The organism is Asticcacaulis sp. (genome assembly GCF_035497195.1).
Classification (GTDB): Bacteria; Pseudomonadota; Alphaproteobacteria; order Caulobacterales; family Caulobacteraceae; genus Asticcacaulis.
In genome coordinates, this window is sequence record NZ_DATJDZ010000004.1 from 204,829 (window position 1) to 220,106 (window position 15,278).

Consider the following 15,278-nt stretch of genomic DNA (forward strand, 5'->3'; position numbering starts at 1 on the left):
CAATGGTTTTGTGTTGAGTGAGGAAGCAAGATACCCCACCACCATCTTCGCTTCGCTCGATGGTCCCCCTCCCCATCAGAGATGGGGAGGTATAAAAACCCTTGTACCTCCACATCTTTGATGGGGAGGGGGACCGCGCCTCTCTTGAGGGGTGGTGGCGGGGTTTCTTACTTAATTACTCTTACCTTGCATCATCCCGCCATATCCAGCGCAGGATATCCGGCAGCATCGAGCCGCCATGCTGGTCGGAATGGCTGCCGTCGCCCCAGACATATTTGAGGTCATAACGCGCCGGGCCAAGCTTCCACTGGTCGGCATTGGCGTTGGCCCATTCGAACGACCTGACCATCTGCTGGCTGGAGAGAAACCAGTTGCCATGCTCGTTATCGAGATCGTTCGAGCCATCCTGCAGGAAGATACGCAAGGGGCGGATCTTCGACTTGCGGATCAGGCCGGGATAGGTGTCGCCGCCGGGAATGAAGGGTGTGGTCGCCGTCGCCGGGTGCATGCCGATCGAGGTATAGGAACCTATCATGCTGATGACATTGCCGAACGCGTCCGGATGATTCCACGCCACGGTAAAGGCCGCGATGGCGCCACTGGAGGTGCCGCCGATGACGCGCTTTTTCGGATCGTTACTGAAGGTGTAGGTTTTCGCCACCTCCGGCAGCAGTTCATCGATCAGCATCCGGCCGTAATCGTCGCTGACGGCGTCATACTCTTCCGCACGGTGATCGGGATTGCCCATGCCAAGGTTATCGGGGTAGTGCGCACTCAGATTGCCGGGCGTGATGAAGACGCCGATCGCCTGCGGAATATCCCCCTCGGCGATCAGATTGTCCAGAACGGTATTGACGCGCAGCGGGCCACCCGGATTAAGCGCGCGCTGGCCGTCCTGAAAGACAAGCAGGTTGGGCGGATTTGACGCCTGATAGCCTGCCGGCACATAGACCCAGTAGCGCCGCACCGTGCCGGGAAAGATCTTCGAGTGAAACTCGACCGGACCAATCACCTGACCATGCGCCACAGCCTTGACCTGGGACTCGGCCGTCAGCGGATAATCTCCGGGTTTGCGGGCATCTTCGGCGAAGGCAGGCAGGGCCAGGCAAAGCGTGATGGCGGCAGCGGCGAATATCTTCATGGCGTTTCCTCTGATTATAACCGCATGATAGGCGGCCCTCTTTGCTTGGCAAGTCATACGATTGACGCGAGGGCATGGTTACATTTCTGATCGGGAGAGATTGTTGCGGCTTTTGCCCTCAGCCGCTGCCGTTTTTCGTGATTTCGTCGCCAAATTGGAAAATATTTACCTCAAATATCGGCATTTTCGATAATTTATTTTGCTGCAACGCCGTAATATCTTGAATTGCCGGAAAATTTTTCCAATTTTTCCTTTGCAATTTCCAAAAACTTCTGACTATATGCCTTCAACGCACCCACTCAGGGCAGCGCGGAGTTGAGTTATGACCAAGGCCTCGGCCATCGCCATCAAGCAAAACAAGACGCAAGAGCTTATCGCTCTGGCGACCTCTTTTGTCATGGCTGTCATCGTACTCGATCTCGTATCGCTGCTTATTGGGGGCGTCGTACGCCCCATGCTTCCGGAGTGGTAGCGCAGGTTTAAACACCCGCACTAAAGAGGATACATCCTCCCGCTCCCTGACCGAGCGGGATTTTTTCGCACATCTCAATACCTGAACCCAGAGATTTTATCGTGAACATGCAGAGCCAGATAGACACACAAAACGCCACCCCGTTTGCGGGCGCGGCGGCTGTGGTACGCGCTTCGCAGGATTTTGCGATTCTCCACGGCTCGCTGGCCCCCGCCGGCTGCGTCATTCGCCTCGACGGCTTCACGACCGAAGCCTTCGACGGCCGCGCCCGCGTTTTTGAATCGGCCGGCGACGCCCTGGCGGCGGTTCATGCCGGCCGCATCCGTGACTGCGACATCGTTATCATCCGCCATGAAGGCGACATGGCCTACCGCGCCGACGACATCGGCGACATTGGCGCCGCCTTGGAAGGCGCCGGCATCGAGCGCGTGACGATCATCACCGACGGCCACATCGGCGCCTGTTCCGGCTCGGTTATCGGCCAGGTCGCGCCCTCCGCCTCGGCGCGCGGTCCGATCGCCTATGTCAATGACGACGACATCATCCACATCGACATCGCGGAACGCCGTATCGATATCCTTGCCGATATCGACATGCGCCGCGCTGCCAAGGTGCAGAAGCCCGGTCAAAAGACCTTCGGCGCCGGCGCCCTCGAAAAATATGCCCGCATGGTGACCTCGGTCACCCGCGATGGTTCCTTTTAATCCCTCAATACCCAGACTTTGGAGACTACTGTGAAGATCTATACGAATGACGACGTTTCGCCCGACAGCCTGAAGGGTGAACGTATCGCCATCATCGGTTACGGCAGCCAGGGCCGCGCCCATGCCCAGAACCTCCGCGATTCCGGCGCTGACGTCATCGTCGGCGTCCGCAAGGGCGGTTCCGGCTATGACAAGGCCACCCATGACGGCCTGCAAACCGCCGAAATCAAGGATGCGATCGCCGACGCCACGATTATCGCCGTCCTGACCCCCGACATGTCGCACGCCGAAATCTACAAGGACATCATCGAGCCGTTCGCCCCCAAGGGCGTGGCGCTGCTGTTCGCCCACGGCTTCTCGGTCCTCTATGGCCGCGTCATTCCGCGCGCCGACATGGATGTCATCCTCGTCGCCCCCAAGGGTCCGGGCGATCTGGTCCGTCGTGAATACCAGCGCGGCCGCGGCGTGCCTTCGCTGTTCGCCGTTGACAAGGACGTCACCGGCAATGCGGCCCGCAAGGCTCTGGGTTATGCCCGCGGCATCGGCGGCACGGTTGGCGGCGTCATCGAGACGACCTTCAAGGAAGAAACCGAAACCGATCTGTTCGGCGAACAGGCCGTTCTCTGCGGCGGCACCACCGAACTGGTCCTGATGGGCTTCGAGACCCTGGTCAACGCCGGCTACCGTCCGGAAATCGCCTATTTTGAAGTGCTGCACGAACTGAAGCTGATCGTTGACCTGTTGTACGAAGGCGGTTTCGCCAAGATGCACTCCTTCGTTTCGGAAACCTGCAAGTACGGCGATCTGGTTTCGGGTCCGCGCATCATCAACGAAGAAACCCGCCAACGCATGGAAGAAGTGCTGGCCGACATCCAGTCCGGCGAATTCGCCCGCGACTGGATTCTCGAAAACATGGCCGGCCGTCCGCGCTACAACGCGCTGATGAAGCAGGACCTGGAGCACCCGATCGAAGTGGTCGGCAAGGATCTGCGTTCGCGCATGAGCTGGCTGCAAAACAAGGCCAATGTCGAGGCGTAAGCCTGGGCGTTGATTGAATACCCTGGATTGGACGGGTTCAATCCAGCGGAGGCGGCGGATCTAGGCGGGTCCGCCGCCACCCTTCCCCCTGATTTTTTGAGTTAAGAGACGATGAGCAACCAACCGACAGGCGCCCAACTGGTCATCTCCACGCTGAAGGCGTTGGGGGTCGAGACCGTGTTCGGCTATCCGGGCGGCGCCATCATGCCGATTTACGACGCCCTGGCCGGGTCCGGCCTGAAGCATATTCTGGTGCGCCATGAGCAGGGCGCGGCGTTTGCCGCAGACGCCTATGCGCGCGCCACCGGCAAGACCGGGGTCTGCATGGCCACCTCCGGCCCCGGCGCCACCAACCTGATCACCGGCATCGCCAATGCCTATATGGACAGCGTGCCGATGGTCTGCATCACCGGTCAGGTGCCGACGCACCTTCTGGGCACGGATGGTTTTCAGGAAGTCGATATCCTCGGCATGTGCCTGCCCGTCGTCAAACATTCGTGGCTGGTCCGCGATCCGGCCGATATTCCCACCATCATCGCCGAAGCCTTCGCCATCGCCGCCGAAGGCCGTCCCGGGCCGGTTCTGATTGATATCCCTAAGGATGTCGCCGCCGCTCATGTCGCCATGTCCTCGGCCGCCACCTTCCCGGAATGGATCGCGCCGACGCCTGACGCCGACGCTATCAAGGCCGCCGAAAAGCTGATCGAGCAGGCGAAGCGTCCGCTGCTCTATGTCGGCGGCGGGGTCGAAATGGCCGGCGCCTCACAGGAATTGCGCGATTTCGTCGCCCGCACCGGCATCCCGGCGGTTTCCACGCTCAAGGGCCTCGGCACCTTGCCGACCAATCATGACCTGGCCTTGGGTATGCTGGGGATGCACGGCACCCGCGCCGCCAATATCGCCGTTCAGGACGCCGATCTGCTGATCGCCCTGGGCGCCCGTTTTGACGACCGCGCCACCGGCAAGCTCAACGCCTTCGCCCCTAACGCCAAGATCATCCACTGCGATATCGATCCGGCGGAAATCAACAAGCTGCGCCGCGCCGATGTCGCCGTGGTCGGTGATCTGAAAAAGACCATCGCCAGCCTGAACCCCAAGGTTTCGGGCATTCAGAAATGGGTCGAGAAGTGCAAGGCCGACAAGTGGGAACACCGCTTCAGGTACAATGCGCCGGGCAAGGGCGTCTATGCGCCCGGCTTGCTGAAATCGCTGTCGGAAAAGGCCGGTGACAAGTTTATCGCCGCCTGTGACGTCGGCCAGCACCAGATGTGGGTGGCGCAGCACTGCGAATTCGCCCACAACCGCGCCCACCTGACTTCCGGCGGCTCCGGCGCGATGGGCTATGGCCTGCCAGCCGGCGTCGGCGCCAAGCTGGCGCGCCCGGATGCCCACGTTGTCACCATTTCCGGTGACGGCTCCTTCATGATGAACATTCAGGAGATGGCGACTCTGAATCGCTACAATATCCCCCTGAAGATCGTCCTGCTCGACAATTCCTCGCTGGGGCTGGTGCGCCAGTGGCAGGAACTGTTCTACCAGGAAAATTACAGTGAAATCGACCTGTCGGATAATCCCGATTTCGTCGAGGTCGCCAAGGCGTTCGGCCTGTCGGCGTTCCGCATCACCCATCGCCATGAGGTCGAGGGGGCGCTGGACAAGTTGCTGGCCGCCGAGGGGCCTACCCTGTTGCATGTTTTAATTGATCCGCGCGAAAACGTCTGGCCTCTGGTGCCCCCAGGCGCGTCGAATGCGGAAATGATGGAGGAGCGTTGGGATGAACCACTTGATTCATATTGAGCTGGATCGCCTGGAAGGCAGCCTCCTGCGAATTCTGGGCCTCGTCGAGCGGCGGGGTTTCCATATCGACGGTATAGACCTCTACGATCTCGGCGAGGATAAACGCGGCATGGCGCTAAGCGTGCGTGCCCGCGACGCTTCGCGCAGCCCGGAGATACTGGGCTTACAGATTGACCGCCTGTACGGCATCAAGCGCCTGACCAGCGATCCGCGTACCGCCACATCGGCGGCATCGAAGAGCAGGATCAGCGCATGACCACCCGGATAATGGCATCGGCAATAAAGGGAATGGGATATCGGGGCCGTGGTCGCGGCCCCGGCCAAGTATGCGATTTTGCGTGCGCCTAAGCAAAATCCGTCTTTGTGACGCCTGTGAAAAGGCGTACAGACATTCCCAATTCGAACATATTCAAGATTGCTGCAAACATGACAAAACTCGCTGATAAAATCTGGCTGAACGGCCAACTGATTGCCTGGGAAGACGCCAAGGTTCACGTCCTGACCCACGCCCTGCACTACGGCACCTCGGTCTTCGAAGGCATCCGCGCCTACGATACACCCAATGGTTCCGTCGGTTTCCGCCTGCGCGACCACCTGGTCCGACTGGAAGATTCCGCCCGTATCTACGGCATCAGGATCCCCTACACCCTGGATCAGATGATCGCCGCCTGTAAGGACACGCTGACCGCCAACGGTCTGAAAAGCGCCTACTGGCGTCCGGTCGCCTTCCTTGGTGAAAACGGCCTCGGCGTCACGCCGAAGGGTGATAATATCAAGGTCGATTTCGCCGTCGCCGCCTTCCCGTGGGGCGCCTATCTCGGTGAAGAAGGCCTGCAAAAGGGCGTCGATGTCTGCGTCTCGTCGTGGCAGCGCGCCGCGCCGAACACTATCCCCAATGCGGCCAAGATGGGCGGCAACTACCTGTCATCCTACCTGATCGGCAAGGAAGCTCGCGGCCGGGGTTATGCCGAGGGCATCGGCCTCGGCACAGATGGCCGCCTGTCGGAAGGCGCCGGTGAAAACCTGTTCCTGATCATGAACGGCAAGATCCACACGCCGCCGGTCGCCGCCTCGATTCTGGGGGGCATTACCCGCGATTCGATCATCAAGCTGGCCAAGGCCGACGGCATCGAGGTCATCGAACAGGCCCTGCCGCGCGAGATGCTCTATCTCGCCGATGAAGTCTTCATGTGCGGCACGGCGGCGGAAATCACCCCGATCCGCTCGGTCGACGATATCCCCACCCGCGCCGCTGGTCCGGGCAAGGTCACCAAACGTTTGATGACCCTGTTCCACGGCCTGTTCAACGGCGCAACGGAAGACCGCTTCGGCTGGCTGGACCCGATCCAGGCGACCGTCCCGGCTGAATAATTTTTCTCCTCCCCTGCTTGCGGGGGAGGGGGACCACGAAGTGGTGGAGGGGGCCGCCACGGAAGCAAATGCCCCCTCCGTCGCGGACAAGCCGCGACACCTCCCCCGCTTTGCAGGGGAGGAGAAAATGAAACGAACCAAGAGTTATGACCATGGCTAAATCGCTGTTTGAAAAAGTATGGGACGCGCACGTCGTCGAGCCAGAGGGCGCCACCAGCCCCGCCGTGCTCTATATCGACCTGCACCTGGTCCACGAAGTCACAAGCCCGCAGGCGTTTTCCGAACTGGAGGCGCGCGGCCTGAAAGTCCGCCGCCCGGACCGCACCTTCGCCACGCTCGATCACTCCATTCCGACCCTGCGCCCCGACGCTGATGGCAACCGCCCCTACATCACGGCGCAGGCGGAAATTCAGGTCCATACGCTCGAACAGAATGCCGCGAAGAACGGCGTGCGCCTGTTCGGCTATGACGCCGAAAACCGCGGCGTCGTCCACGTCATCGGGCCGGAAATGGGCCTGACCCAACCGGGTTACACGGTGGTTTGCGGCGATTCGCACACCTCAACCCACGGCGCTTTCGGCTGCATCGCCTTCGGCATCGGCACCTCGGAAGTCGGCCACGTCCTGGCCACGCAGTGCCTGGCCCAGCGCAAGCCCAAGACCATGCGCATCACGGTTGACGGCAAGCTGCAACCGGGCGTCACCGGCAAGGATGTCGCCCTGACCGTCATCGCCACGCTCGGCTTCTCCGGCGGCACCGGCTATGCGCTGGAATATGCCGGCCCGGTCATCGAAGCGCTCGACATGGAAGGCCGCATGACGGTCTGTAACCTGTCGATCGAAGCCGGCGCGCGCTGTGGCATGATCGCGCCGGACGCCAAGACGGTCGAATGGCTGCGCGGCCGCCAGTATGTGCCGCAAGGCGCGGCCTATGACGCCGCCGCCGCTGAATGGCTGAAACTGGCCTCCGACGAAGGCGCCATCTTCGACAAGGAAATCCGCATCGATGGTTCCGCCATCGAGCCGATGGCGACCTGGGGCACCTCGCCCGACCAGGGCGCGCCGATCGTCAAGGGCGTGCCCGTGGCCGCCAACGAAGACCAGGCACGCGCGCTGAAATATATGGGCCTGCATGGCGGCGACAGCCGCGATGTCGCCAAGGTCGATGTCGTCTTCATCGGCTCCTGCACCAATGGTCGCATGGCCGACCTGCGCGCCGCCGCCGAAATCTTCAAGGGCCGCAAGGTCGCCGAAGGCGTGCGCGCCCTCGTCGTTCCGGGGTCTGAGTGGGTCCGCCTTGAGGCTGAAAAGGAAGGCCTGGACAAGATCTTCACCGAGGCCGGCGCCGAATGGCGTCTGCCGGGCTGTTCGATGTGCATCGCCATGAACGGCGATTTCGTCCTGCCGGGTCAACTGGCCGTCTCGACCTCGAACCGCAATTTCGAAGGCCGTCAGGGCCCCGGCTCGCGCACCGTGCTGGCCTCGCCAGCCACGGCCGCCGCCTCCGCCATCGCCGGCCATGTCGCCGATCCCCGTCAATTCATGGCTCTGGAAAACGCGTAATGTCCGTACCCAATCAAGAAAATCCCAACAGCTTCTCATCGCGCATCGTCGTTCTGCCGGAAGCCAATATCGACACCGACCAGATCATCCCGGCCCGCTTCCTGACCACGACCACCAAGGCCGGGCTTGGCAAGGTGGCCTTCAATGACTGGCGCTACAATGCCGATGGCTCGAACAAGGATTTCATCCTCAACACCATCGACGCCAATGAACACCGCGTGCTGGTGGCCGGCAACAATCTCGGCTGCGGCTCGTCGCGCGAACACGCCCCGTGGGCGCTGATGGACTACGGTTTCAAGGCCGTGATCTCGACCGAGATCGCCGACATCTTCAAGTCGAACAGCCTGAAGAACGGCCTGCTGCCGGTCGTGGTCGATCAGATGACCTACGACAAGCTGCTCGCCAATCCGCAGCAGCGCGTCACCATCGATCTCGAAACCTGCGCCCTCACCCTGGAAGACGGCACCGTCTTCACCTTCCAGGTCGAGGAATTCGCCCGCCAGTGCCTGCTGGAAGGCGTGGACGCTATGGGCTGGCTGCAAAAGCGCCTGCCGCTAATCGAAGCTTACGAACAATCGCATGGAAAGGCCGCGTAGATGAAACGTAAGCCGTCAGCCTTCAAGACGATTGTATTTGTCTTAAGAGGTTTGTCGGCTTTTGGCTTACTCGCGTGGGCGGTGCTTTCTCCCTTTCACTACTTCGATGTAACTTCAAAAGGGCATACCCAAGCCTCTGGAGAGTACATTTATCCATTCAAGGCAAAGGGAGAGGGCTATTTCTATATGACTCAATCCCAAAAGACGTTTGGCGATAGCATCCTAGTCTTAGTAATCTCCAGTGGATTGCTCTCCATCATCACATGGAGCGCTCCCGGAATGAGGAAATTTTAATGTCCACTTTTAATATCGTTGTATTGCCGGGTGACGGCATCGGTCCCGAAGTCGCCGCGGCCGGCGTATCGGCCCTGAAGGTCATTGGCGAGGTCTACGGCCACACCTTCAATTTCGACGAAAAGCGCATCGGCGGCATCGCCATCGATACCGACAATAATCCCTATCCCGAAGACACCGACAAGGCTTGCCGCGCGGCCGACGCCGTGATTCTCGGCGCCGTTGGCGGTCCGAAGTGGGACCTGGGCAAACAACGCCCGGAGCAGGGCCTGCTGGCCGTGCGCAAGGCGATGGGCCTGTTCGCCAATCTGCGCCCGATGGACGTCAAGGCCTCGCAGGTCCACCGGTCTCCGCTCAAGCGTGAAGTCGTCGAAGGCGCCGACATGTTGATCGTCCGTGAACTGACGGGTGGCCTTTACTTCGGCAAACAGACCCGCACCGAGACCACGGCCACCGACGAATGCGTCTATACGGTCGCCGAAGTCGAGCGCGTCGCCCGCGTCGCCTTCGAGGCCGCCCGCAAGCGCCGCAACAAGGTAACGAGCGTCGATAAGGCCAATGTCATCGAAACGAGCCGTTTGTGGCGCGAAACCGTTATCCGCCTGCATAAGGAAGAGTACAGCGACGTCGAGCTGGAGCACGCGCTTGTTGATTCCATGGCCATGCACCTCGTCACCCGCCCGACGGCGTTTGATGTGATCGTGACCGAGAATATGTTCGGCGACATTCTCTCCGACCTCGCCTCGGTTCTGCCGGGATCGATTGGCCTGCTCGGTTCGGCGTCTCTGGGCGCTACCGGCCAGGGCCTCTATGAGCCGATCCACGGTTCCGCCCCAGATATCGCCGGCAAGGATCTCGCCAACCCGATCGGCACGCTGAAATCCGTCGCCATGCTGCTGCGCTTCTCGCTCAATCTGCTGACAGAAGCTGACGCACTCGACGCGGCTATTGATGCCGTGGTCGAAAAGGGCGTGCTGACGCGCGATCTCGGCGGCACCGCCTCCGGTTCGCAGGTCAGTCAGGCGATCAACGACCAGATTCGCGCAGCGGCTTCGGTCACGGCGTAAACCCTATACCTCGCAAAGGTAACCTGGCCTCCGGTGCGCAAGCGCCGGGGGCCTTTTTCTTGGCCCTTTACAAGCCTTCCAGAACGGCCTCTTCCAGCCCCTCGATCTCGATCTGCTTGAGTCGCGCTGTATCGCCCGTCACCAGCGTAAATCGTGACTTCGGCAGTTTCAGCGTCTTGGCGAGAAAAGCGATCAGCGCCACATTCGCCCGGCCTTCGATCGGCGCGGCGCGGACACGGATTTTCAGAAACCGGCGGCCCTTGTCGTCCATGTCCCAGCCGTCGATGCGCTCGACCGATGACTTCGGCGTCAGGCGGACAAACAGCCGCACGATTAGCCGATAAGCTGCTGCAAGGTCATGAAGGCCGGCCTCAACAGATAGCCCCGGATACCCTGAATGACCAGAAAGGCGACGATAAAGCTGATATCAAGCCCGCCCATCGGCGGAATAATGGCGCGAAACGGCGCCAGGATAGGTGTGGTGATCCGGTCCAGCACATCCAGGATCATATAGACGGCGCGGTTGCGCGTGTTGATGATATTAAACGCCACCAGCCAACTCAGGATCGCCGACAGGACCAAGGCCAGAATGATGATGCCGAACAGGCCATCAACGACAAAATAAAGAAAACCGGCGATACCAACTGGCATATAGAAACCCCTGACTTGATTACGTCTGTAAATATAGGACATTCCCTATCTGTTACAAGTTAAGCAGTGCTTGACAGGCAGCAATCTTGCCTTAATAAGACACCACCGGACGGCACGGGGCTATAGCTCAGTTGGTAGAGCGCCTCGTTCGCAATGAGGAGGTCAGGAGTTCGAATCTCCTTAGCTCCACCACCGTGCCCCGCAGCTTCCCTCCGGCATTTGCAACGAATCAACAAATGAAACGCGCCCCTCTTGTCAGCAGGCGGGTAAATCACCTATATCGATAATAGGAACGGGCGTATTGCCTTAAGCGTTTATCGGGCCGTGAGTCGCATGAAGCACAATCTCGTTGAAGTCGATGAACCCGTGGCAACCGAGCCGCAATCAAAAGGCATAGCCGGCGCCCTGACCCTGATGAAGGGCCTCGACGTGCTGACACGTGTCTCCAAGGGCGACAACACGCTCGGCAAGATGGCCAAGTCGCTCGGCATCAACAAGACGACCGTCCACCGCCTGGCGACCACCCTGGTCGAGGCCAATTATCTCAGCTTTTCGCAGCGGGATGGTTATAGTTTGGGCACCAAGCTGCTCGAACTCGGTTATGCCGCCTCGCAGCAGATCACCCTCACCCGCGTCAGCCACGGCCACCTGATGCAGCTTTCGGCCGATACCGGCGATACGGTCAATCTCGGCGTGCTCGACCGCAACCAGGTCCATTATATCGACAAGATCCCCGGCACCCGCCGCATCGAGGTGCGCTGTGTGATCGGTGAACGCCAGCCCCTGCGCCATACCGGCCTCGGCAAGGCGCTGCTGCTTGACGAGAGCGAAGAAACCCTGCGCGAAATCTTCCAGCGCGAGGCCCTCGAATATCCGCGCTACAGGTATGACGTCAAGCAGTGGCTCGACATCATGAAGCACTATCGCGCCGAGGATTACGCCCTCGATCTCGACGAAAACGAGGATCATATCCGCTGCGTCGCCGCGCCGATCCGCGACATGAACAACAAGATCGTCGCCGCCATCAGCGTGTCCTCGGCCGCGCAATATATGGACGATCAGCGCATTCAGGCGGTGAAGGCCTATGTGCAGGAAACCTGCCTCGCCATCAGCCAGGAACTTGGCTACCGCAAGCCATAAACGGCCCGAAACCTGAGTGAATCCGGTTACGTCAGATACAGCCCTTCCCTGCGCCGGAAAGGGCTCCTGGCCGCTTCCCGCATTGTGATACGAAATCGTTCCATATAGCGGAACCGCGCCCTAAAACGTTGCGAAAGTGGCACATAAACCGCGCCGCCGGCAAATATATCCCACAAATTCGTTCCGATATATGTACAGACATGCCTATAAATGTTACGCATATCGTCAAGGCCACGGGAAAACGTGAAAAATCACGTCCGGTGGTTTCAAAATAAAAACGAAAAGCCGTCAAAAGCAAAATAGGAAACAGGAAATGCTTAAACACTCAGACCAATCGTCACGGCCGTAGCCTATGCGCCGGACGCCCTCGCCTCTGCCGAAAAGCGTCCATCCCGAACAACAGATTCAAATCAGAACCGGGGGCCTATCAGCGCCCCGCGGCGGCGTGACCCCATGTGTGGCGCGCGGACCGCGAAAGACTGAATTGGGGAGATGATACTGATGAAGACCTATCTTTTAGCCACCACCATGCTGATCGGCCTGGGCCTGCCGCTGGTCGCCACGGCGCAGGACACAGCGCCCGCCGCGCCCGCTGCTGACGACACGACCGAAGTCATTGTCACCGGCTTCCGCTCGTCCTTGCAAAAATCGATCAACCTCAAGAAAGAGGCCATCGTCGTCCGCGACTCGATCGTCGCCGAAGATATCGGCAAGTTCCCCGAAGCGAACGTCGCCGAAGCGCTGCAACGCATACCGGGCGTCTACCTGACCCGAGACAGCCAGAGCAATGAAGGCCAGAGCATCTCGATCCGCGGCCTGGGGCCGGAATATACCGTCACCACCCTGAACGGCGCCCCGGTGCACGTCACCTCATCGACCAATGTCGGCGGCTCATCCCGCACCTTCAACTACGATGTTTTTGCCTCGGAACTGTTCGGCCGCGTCGATTTCTACAAGACCCCGCTGGCCGAACTGGAAGAAGGCGGCGTCGGCGGCGTGGTCGATCTGCAAACCCCACGCCCGTTCGACAGCGGCGGCAAGCAGGTCATGCGCTACGGCGCGTCGGCCTCTTACAATACGGCGTCCGAACACGTCGATCCCAACCTGTTCGCGCTCTATTCCAATACCTGGGGCGACTGGGGCTTCCTGATCGGCGTCGCCCATTCGACCAGCGTCAACATGAAGTCGGGCTTTGAAGCCACCGGCGGCTATAACAGCTCGTACCTGGCCAACCATGCCAACAGCATTGGCAGCGGCCCCTTCGGCTTCGCGCTCGATTGGGACGATCCCCGCGCCGCCGGTATGCTGGCCAACCGTACCGCTATCGACAACGCCTATCTGCCGCGTTTCTATCGTTATTACGGCGCGGAAAACACCCGCGACCGTGACGGTCTGGTCTCTTCGGTGCAATACAAGCATGACAAGCTGAATGTCAGCCTCGACATGCTGTATTCGCACCTGACCGACTCGCGCGATGAATTCACCTTCGGCCTACCGATCCGCAATTCCCGCACCACCGACACCACCAAGCGCCCCGGCACCAGCGGTCACAATGGTTTCGTGCCGATCGACGTTTCGATCGATCCCGATGGCAACCTGCTCGAAGGCACCTTCGGCAACACCTCCTATCTCGGCGAAAGCTATTATTACAATGACGAAACCAGGTTCGGTTACGCCTCGCTGAATGGCTCCTATCAGCTCACGGACAGCCTGAAACTGACCGGCCAGATCAGTTCCAGCGAAAGTGCCGCCTTCTACGACAACAAGCGCATCGTCTCCAATGTTTACGGCGTCACCACGACGATCGACTGGGGCGATGATCATGTCTATCCGGGCCTGTCCGCGCCGGTCGATTTCACCGACCCGGCCAATTTCGAGGACTTCTCGACCGCGCTCGACTGGAACCGCGAAGTTGACCGCGAACACACCGCCCGACTGGTCGCCGACTGGGATTACAGCCTGGGTTCGTGGACCGGCCACCTGAAGGCCGGCGTTGAGTACGTCGATACCAAGAAGCAGAAGACCAAGCGCAACGGCACGGCGCTGGCCCAGGCCAAGCTCGCGGCAATCGGCGCCACAGGCCTGCGCGCCGCCATGCTCGATCATGTGCCGCTCGACAATCTGGTGATCGGTGATGAATACCCGCAGGAATGGGCCGCCTTCTCGCGCGATTATGTCAACAGCATCCTCGATCCGATCGGCAGCGCCATGGCCTCGCCGGTGGACGAATCGACCAGCTTCAAGGCCGACGAAGCGATCACCACGGCCTTTGTTCAATCGGACTTTACCGGACAGGTTTTCGACCGTGAACTGCGCATCAATGCAGGGGTTCGTTATTCCAGCACCGATATGACGATCGACAACTACAAGAAGACCGGCGCCAACAATACCTATGAACCGAACCAGGAAAAGAACACCTACGACAATATCCTGCCGTCGGTCAGCGCCGCCTATAACCTGCGCGACGACCTGATCTGGCGCGCCTCGTGGGGCAAAACGATCACCCGCGCCTCGCTGTCGCGCATCGCCGCCCAGACGGTCATCCCGAACATCTACAACACCTATGCCACGTCGGGGAATCCGGACCTGAAGCCGGAACTTTCGACCAACTGGGACACCGGCCTCGAATGGTATTTCGGTCGTGGCGGCCTGATCAGCGCCGGTTACTTCAAGAAGAACCTGACCGACACCACCATCGCCGTACCGACCCATGTGCCATTCTCCAGCCTCGGCCTGCCCGATAACGCGCTCGCCATCATCTGGCAGGACGCCAACGGCCATGTCGATCCCAATCTGGATATTCAGGTGGATACCTTCGTCAATGCCGGTGAAATTGAACTGACCGGTTACGAACTGGCCTATCAGCAGACCTTCACCTTCCTGCCGGCGCCGTGGGACGGCCTGGGCGCGCTCGCCAGCTATACCCACGTCGATTCAAGCGGTTATGATTTCAAAACGACGGGCGGTGATGTCCTCAACGTCAACACTATCCCTAAATATGGCTACAGCCTGACCGGCTATTATGAAAAGGGGCCGCTCGGCATCCGCCTGTCCTATAATTTCAAGGATAAGACCATCATCGAGACGTCGCCCAACGGCTCCGATCTGCAACGCTGGCACGCCGGCGCCGGCTATCTCGACGGCAATATAAGCTGGAAGCTGAACTCCTACGTCGAACTGCGCATCGATGCCCTCAATCTCGGCAATACGCTGGGCTATGACTATTTCGACGACGTTTCCGGCCAGTACGGCAATGGCAAGAAGACCCGCATGGACTACGCCAAGTATGACGGACGGACGATCAAGTTCGGCATCCGCGGCCGGTTCTAGGATTTCCCCTCCCCGAATGTTCCCAAACTGGCCTGCATCCCCCCGTGATGCAGGCCTCTTTTTTTGCCCGATTTCGTATCCATAAATGGACAGCCGGGTCATCATACGATACGGT

At 60.0% G+C, this 15,278-nt stretch carries 15 protein-coding genes and 1 tRNA gene; 13 read left to right on the top strand and 3 right to left on the bottom strand.

Going from position 1 to position 15,278, the window contains the following annotated elements:
• Positions 1–181: 181 nt before the first annotated feature.
• Positions 182–1,141 carry an alpha/beta hydrolase gene (locus VL130_RS01760; protein WP_325360476.1) on the bottom strand — a complete coding sequence of 320 codons (960 nt, stop codon included), beginning with the start codon at positions 1,139–1,141 and terminating at the stop codon, positions 182–184.
• Between the two features lie 322 nt (positions 1,142–1,463).
• Here VL130_RS01760 and VL130_RS01765 point away from each other — a divergent pair, with 322 nt between their 5' ends.
• The 10 genes from VL130_RS01765 (at position 1,464) to leuB (ending at position 10,042) form a co-directional block, all read left to right on the top strand.
• Entirely contained in the window at positions 1,464–1,613 is a 150-nt protein-coding gene (locus VL130_RS01765) for a hypothetical protein (protein ID WP_325360478.1), read from the top strand.
• 107 nt (positions 1,614–1,720) lie between these two features.
• Positions 1,721–2,317 carry a dihydroxy-acid dehydratase gene (locus VL130_RS01770; protein ID WP_325360615.1) on the top strand — a complete coding sequence of 199 codons (597 nt, stop codon included), beginning with the start codon at positions 1,721–1,723 and terminating at the stop codon, positions 2,315–2,317.
• 30 nt (positions 2,318–2,347) lie between these two features.
• Complete coding sequence (gene ilvC / locus VL130_RS01775) at positions 2,348–3,355, top strand: ketol-acid reductoisomerase (RefSeq protein ID WP_325360480.1); 1,008 nt, start codon at positions 2,348–2,350, stop codon at positions 3,353–3,355.
• A 111-nt stretch (positions 3,356–3,466) separates the two neighbouring features.
• Positions 3,467–5,152, top strand: coding sequence for an acetolactate synthase 2 catalytic subunit (ilvG, locus tag VL130_RS01780; RefSeq protein WP_325360482.1), 1,686 nt, complete (start codon positions 3,467–3,469; stop codon positions 5,150–5,152).
• Positions 5,130–5,408, top strand: a complete 279-nt coding sequence (locus tag VL130_RS01785; protein WP_325360484.1) for an ACT domain-containing protein — start codon at positions 5,130–5,132, stop codon at positions 5,406–5,408. The genes ilvG and VL130_RS01785 overlap by 23 nt, the downstream gene beginning before the upstream one ends.
• Positions 5,409–5,578: 170 nt before the next feature.
• Positions 5,579–6,523, top strand: coding sequence for a branched-chain amino acid transaminase (locus VL130_RS01790; RefSeq protein WP_325360486.1), 945 nt, complete (start codon positions 5,579–5,581; stop codon positions 6,521–6,523).
• A gap of 146 nt (positions 6,524–6,669) precedes the next feature.
• Positions 6,670–8,085, top strand: a complete 1,416-nt coding sequence (gene leuC, locus VL130_RS01795; RefSeq protein WP_325360488.1) for a 3-isopropylmalate dehydratase large subunit — start codon at positions 6,670–6,672, stop codon at positions 8,083–8,085.
• A complete protein-coding gene (leuD, locus tag VL130_RS01800; protein ID WP_325360490.1) occupies positions 8,085–8,681 on the top strand; it encodes a 3-isopropylmalate dehydratase small subunit in 597 nt (198 codons plus the stop codon). Before leuC ends, leuD begins: the two co-directional genes overlap by 1 nt.
• A complete protein-coding gene (locus VL130_RS01805; RefSeq protein ID WP_325360492.1) occupies positions 8,682–8,975 on the top strand; it encodes a hypothetical protein in 294 nt (97 codons plus the stop codon).
• Positions 8,975–10,042, top strand: coding sequence for a 3-isopropylmalate dehydrogenase (leuB, locus tag VL130_RS01810; protein WP_325360494.1), 1,068 nt, complete (start codon positions 8,975–8,977; stop codon positions 10,040–10,042). Before VL130_RS01805 ends, leuB begins: the two co-directional genes overlap by 1 nt.
• 67 nt (positions 10,043–10,109) lie before the next feature.
• Here the strand turns inward: leuB and VL130_RS01815 are convergent, their stop codons facing one another.
• On the bottom strand, positions 10,110–10,373 hold the full coding sequence (locus VL130_RS01815; RefSeq protein WP_325360496.1) for a DUF167 family protein: 264 nt from the start codon (positions 10,371–10,373) through the stop codon (positions 10,110–10,112).
• A gap of 2 nt (positions 10,374–10,375) precedes the next feature.
• Positions 10,376–10,693: a YggT family protein gene (locus VL130_RS01820; RefSeq protein ID WP_325360498.1), complete on the bottom strand. Its 318-nt coding sequence runs from the start codon at positions 10,691–10,693 to the stop codon at positions 10,376–10,378.
• A 116-nt stretch (positions 10,694–10,809) separates the two neighbouring features.
• On the opposite strand from VL130_RS01820, the gene VL130_RS01825 reads away from it, so the two are divergent.
• From VL130_RS01825 to VL130_RS01835, 3 genes are all read left to right on the top strand, one after another.
• Positions 10,810–10,885, top strand: a tRNA-Ala gene (locus VL130_RS01825).
• 141 nt (positions 10,886–11,026) lie between these two features.
• Positions 11,027–11,833, top strand: a complete 807-nt coding sequence (locus tag VL130_RS01830) for an IclR family transcriptional regulator (RefSeq protein WP_325360500.1) — start codon at positions 11,027–11,029, stop codon at positions 11,831–11,833.
• Positions 11,834–12,334: 501 nt separating this feature from the next.
• Positions 12,335–15,163 (top strand): TonB-dependent receptor, encoded by a 2,829-nt coding sequence (locus VL130_RS01835; protein WP_325360503.1) that lies wholly within the window; start codon positions 12,335–12,337, stop codon positions 15,161–15,163.
• Positions 15,164–15,278: the final 115 nt, after the last annotated feature.

Coding starts and splice junctions, on each gene's coding strand:
- VL130_RS01830 (WP_325360500.1), top strand. CDS start 11,027: ATGAAGCACAATCTCGTTGAAGTCGATGAACCCGTGGCAACCGAGCCG.
- leuB (WP_325360494.1), top strand. CDS start 8,975: ATGTCCACTTTTAATATCGTTGTATTGCCGGGTGACGGCATCGGTCCC.
- VL130_RS01785 (WP_325360484.1), top strand. CDS start 5,130: ATGAACCACTTGATTCATATTGAGCTGGATCGCCTGGAAGGCAGCCTC.
- VL130_RS01760 (WP_325360476.1), bottom strand. CDS start 1,141: ATGAAGATATTCGCCGCTGCCGCCATCACGCTTTGCCTGGCCCTGCCT.
- leuD (WP_325360490.1), top strand. CDS start 8,085: ATGTCCGTACCCAATCAAGAAAATCCCAACAGCTTCTCATCGCGCATC.
- leuC (WP_325360488.1), top strand. CDS start 6,670: ATGACCATGGCTAAATCGCTGTTTGAAAAAGTATGGGACGCGCACGTC.
- VL130_RS01820 (WP_325360498.1), bottom strand. CDS start 10,693: ATGCCAGTTGGTATCGCCGGTTTTCTTTATTTTGTCGTTGATGGCCTG.
- VL130_RS01770 (WP_325360615.1), top strand. CDS start 1,721: ATGCAGAGCCAGATAGACACACAAAACGCCACCCCGTTTGCGGGCGCG.
- VL130_RS01790 (WP_325360486.1), top strand. CDS start 5,579: ATGACAAAACTCGCTGATAAAATCTGGCTGAACGGCCAACTGATTGCC.
- VL130_RS01765 (WP_325360478.1), top strand. CDS start 1,464: ATGACCAAGGCCTCGGCCATCGCCATCAAGCAAAACAAGACGCAAGAG.
- ilvG (WP_325360482.1), top strand. CDS start 3,467: ATGAGCAACCAACCGACAGGCGCCCAACTGGTCATCTCCACGCTGAAG.
- VL130_RS01835 (WP_325360503.1), top strand. CDS start 12,335: ATGAAGACCTATCTTTTAGCCACCACCATGCTGATCGGCCTGGGCCTG.
- VL130_RS01805 (WP_325360492.1), top strand. CDS start 8,682: ATGAAACGTAAGCCGTCAGCCTTCAAGACGATTGTATTTGTCTTAAGA.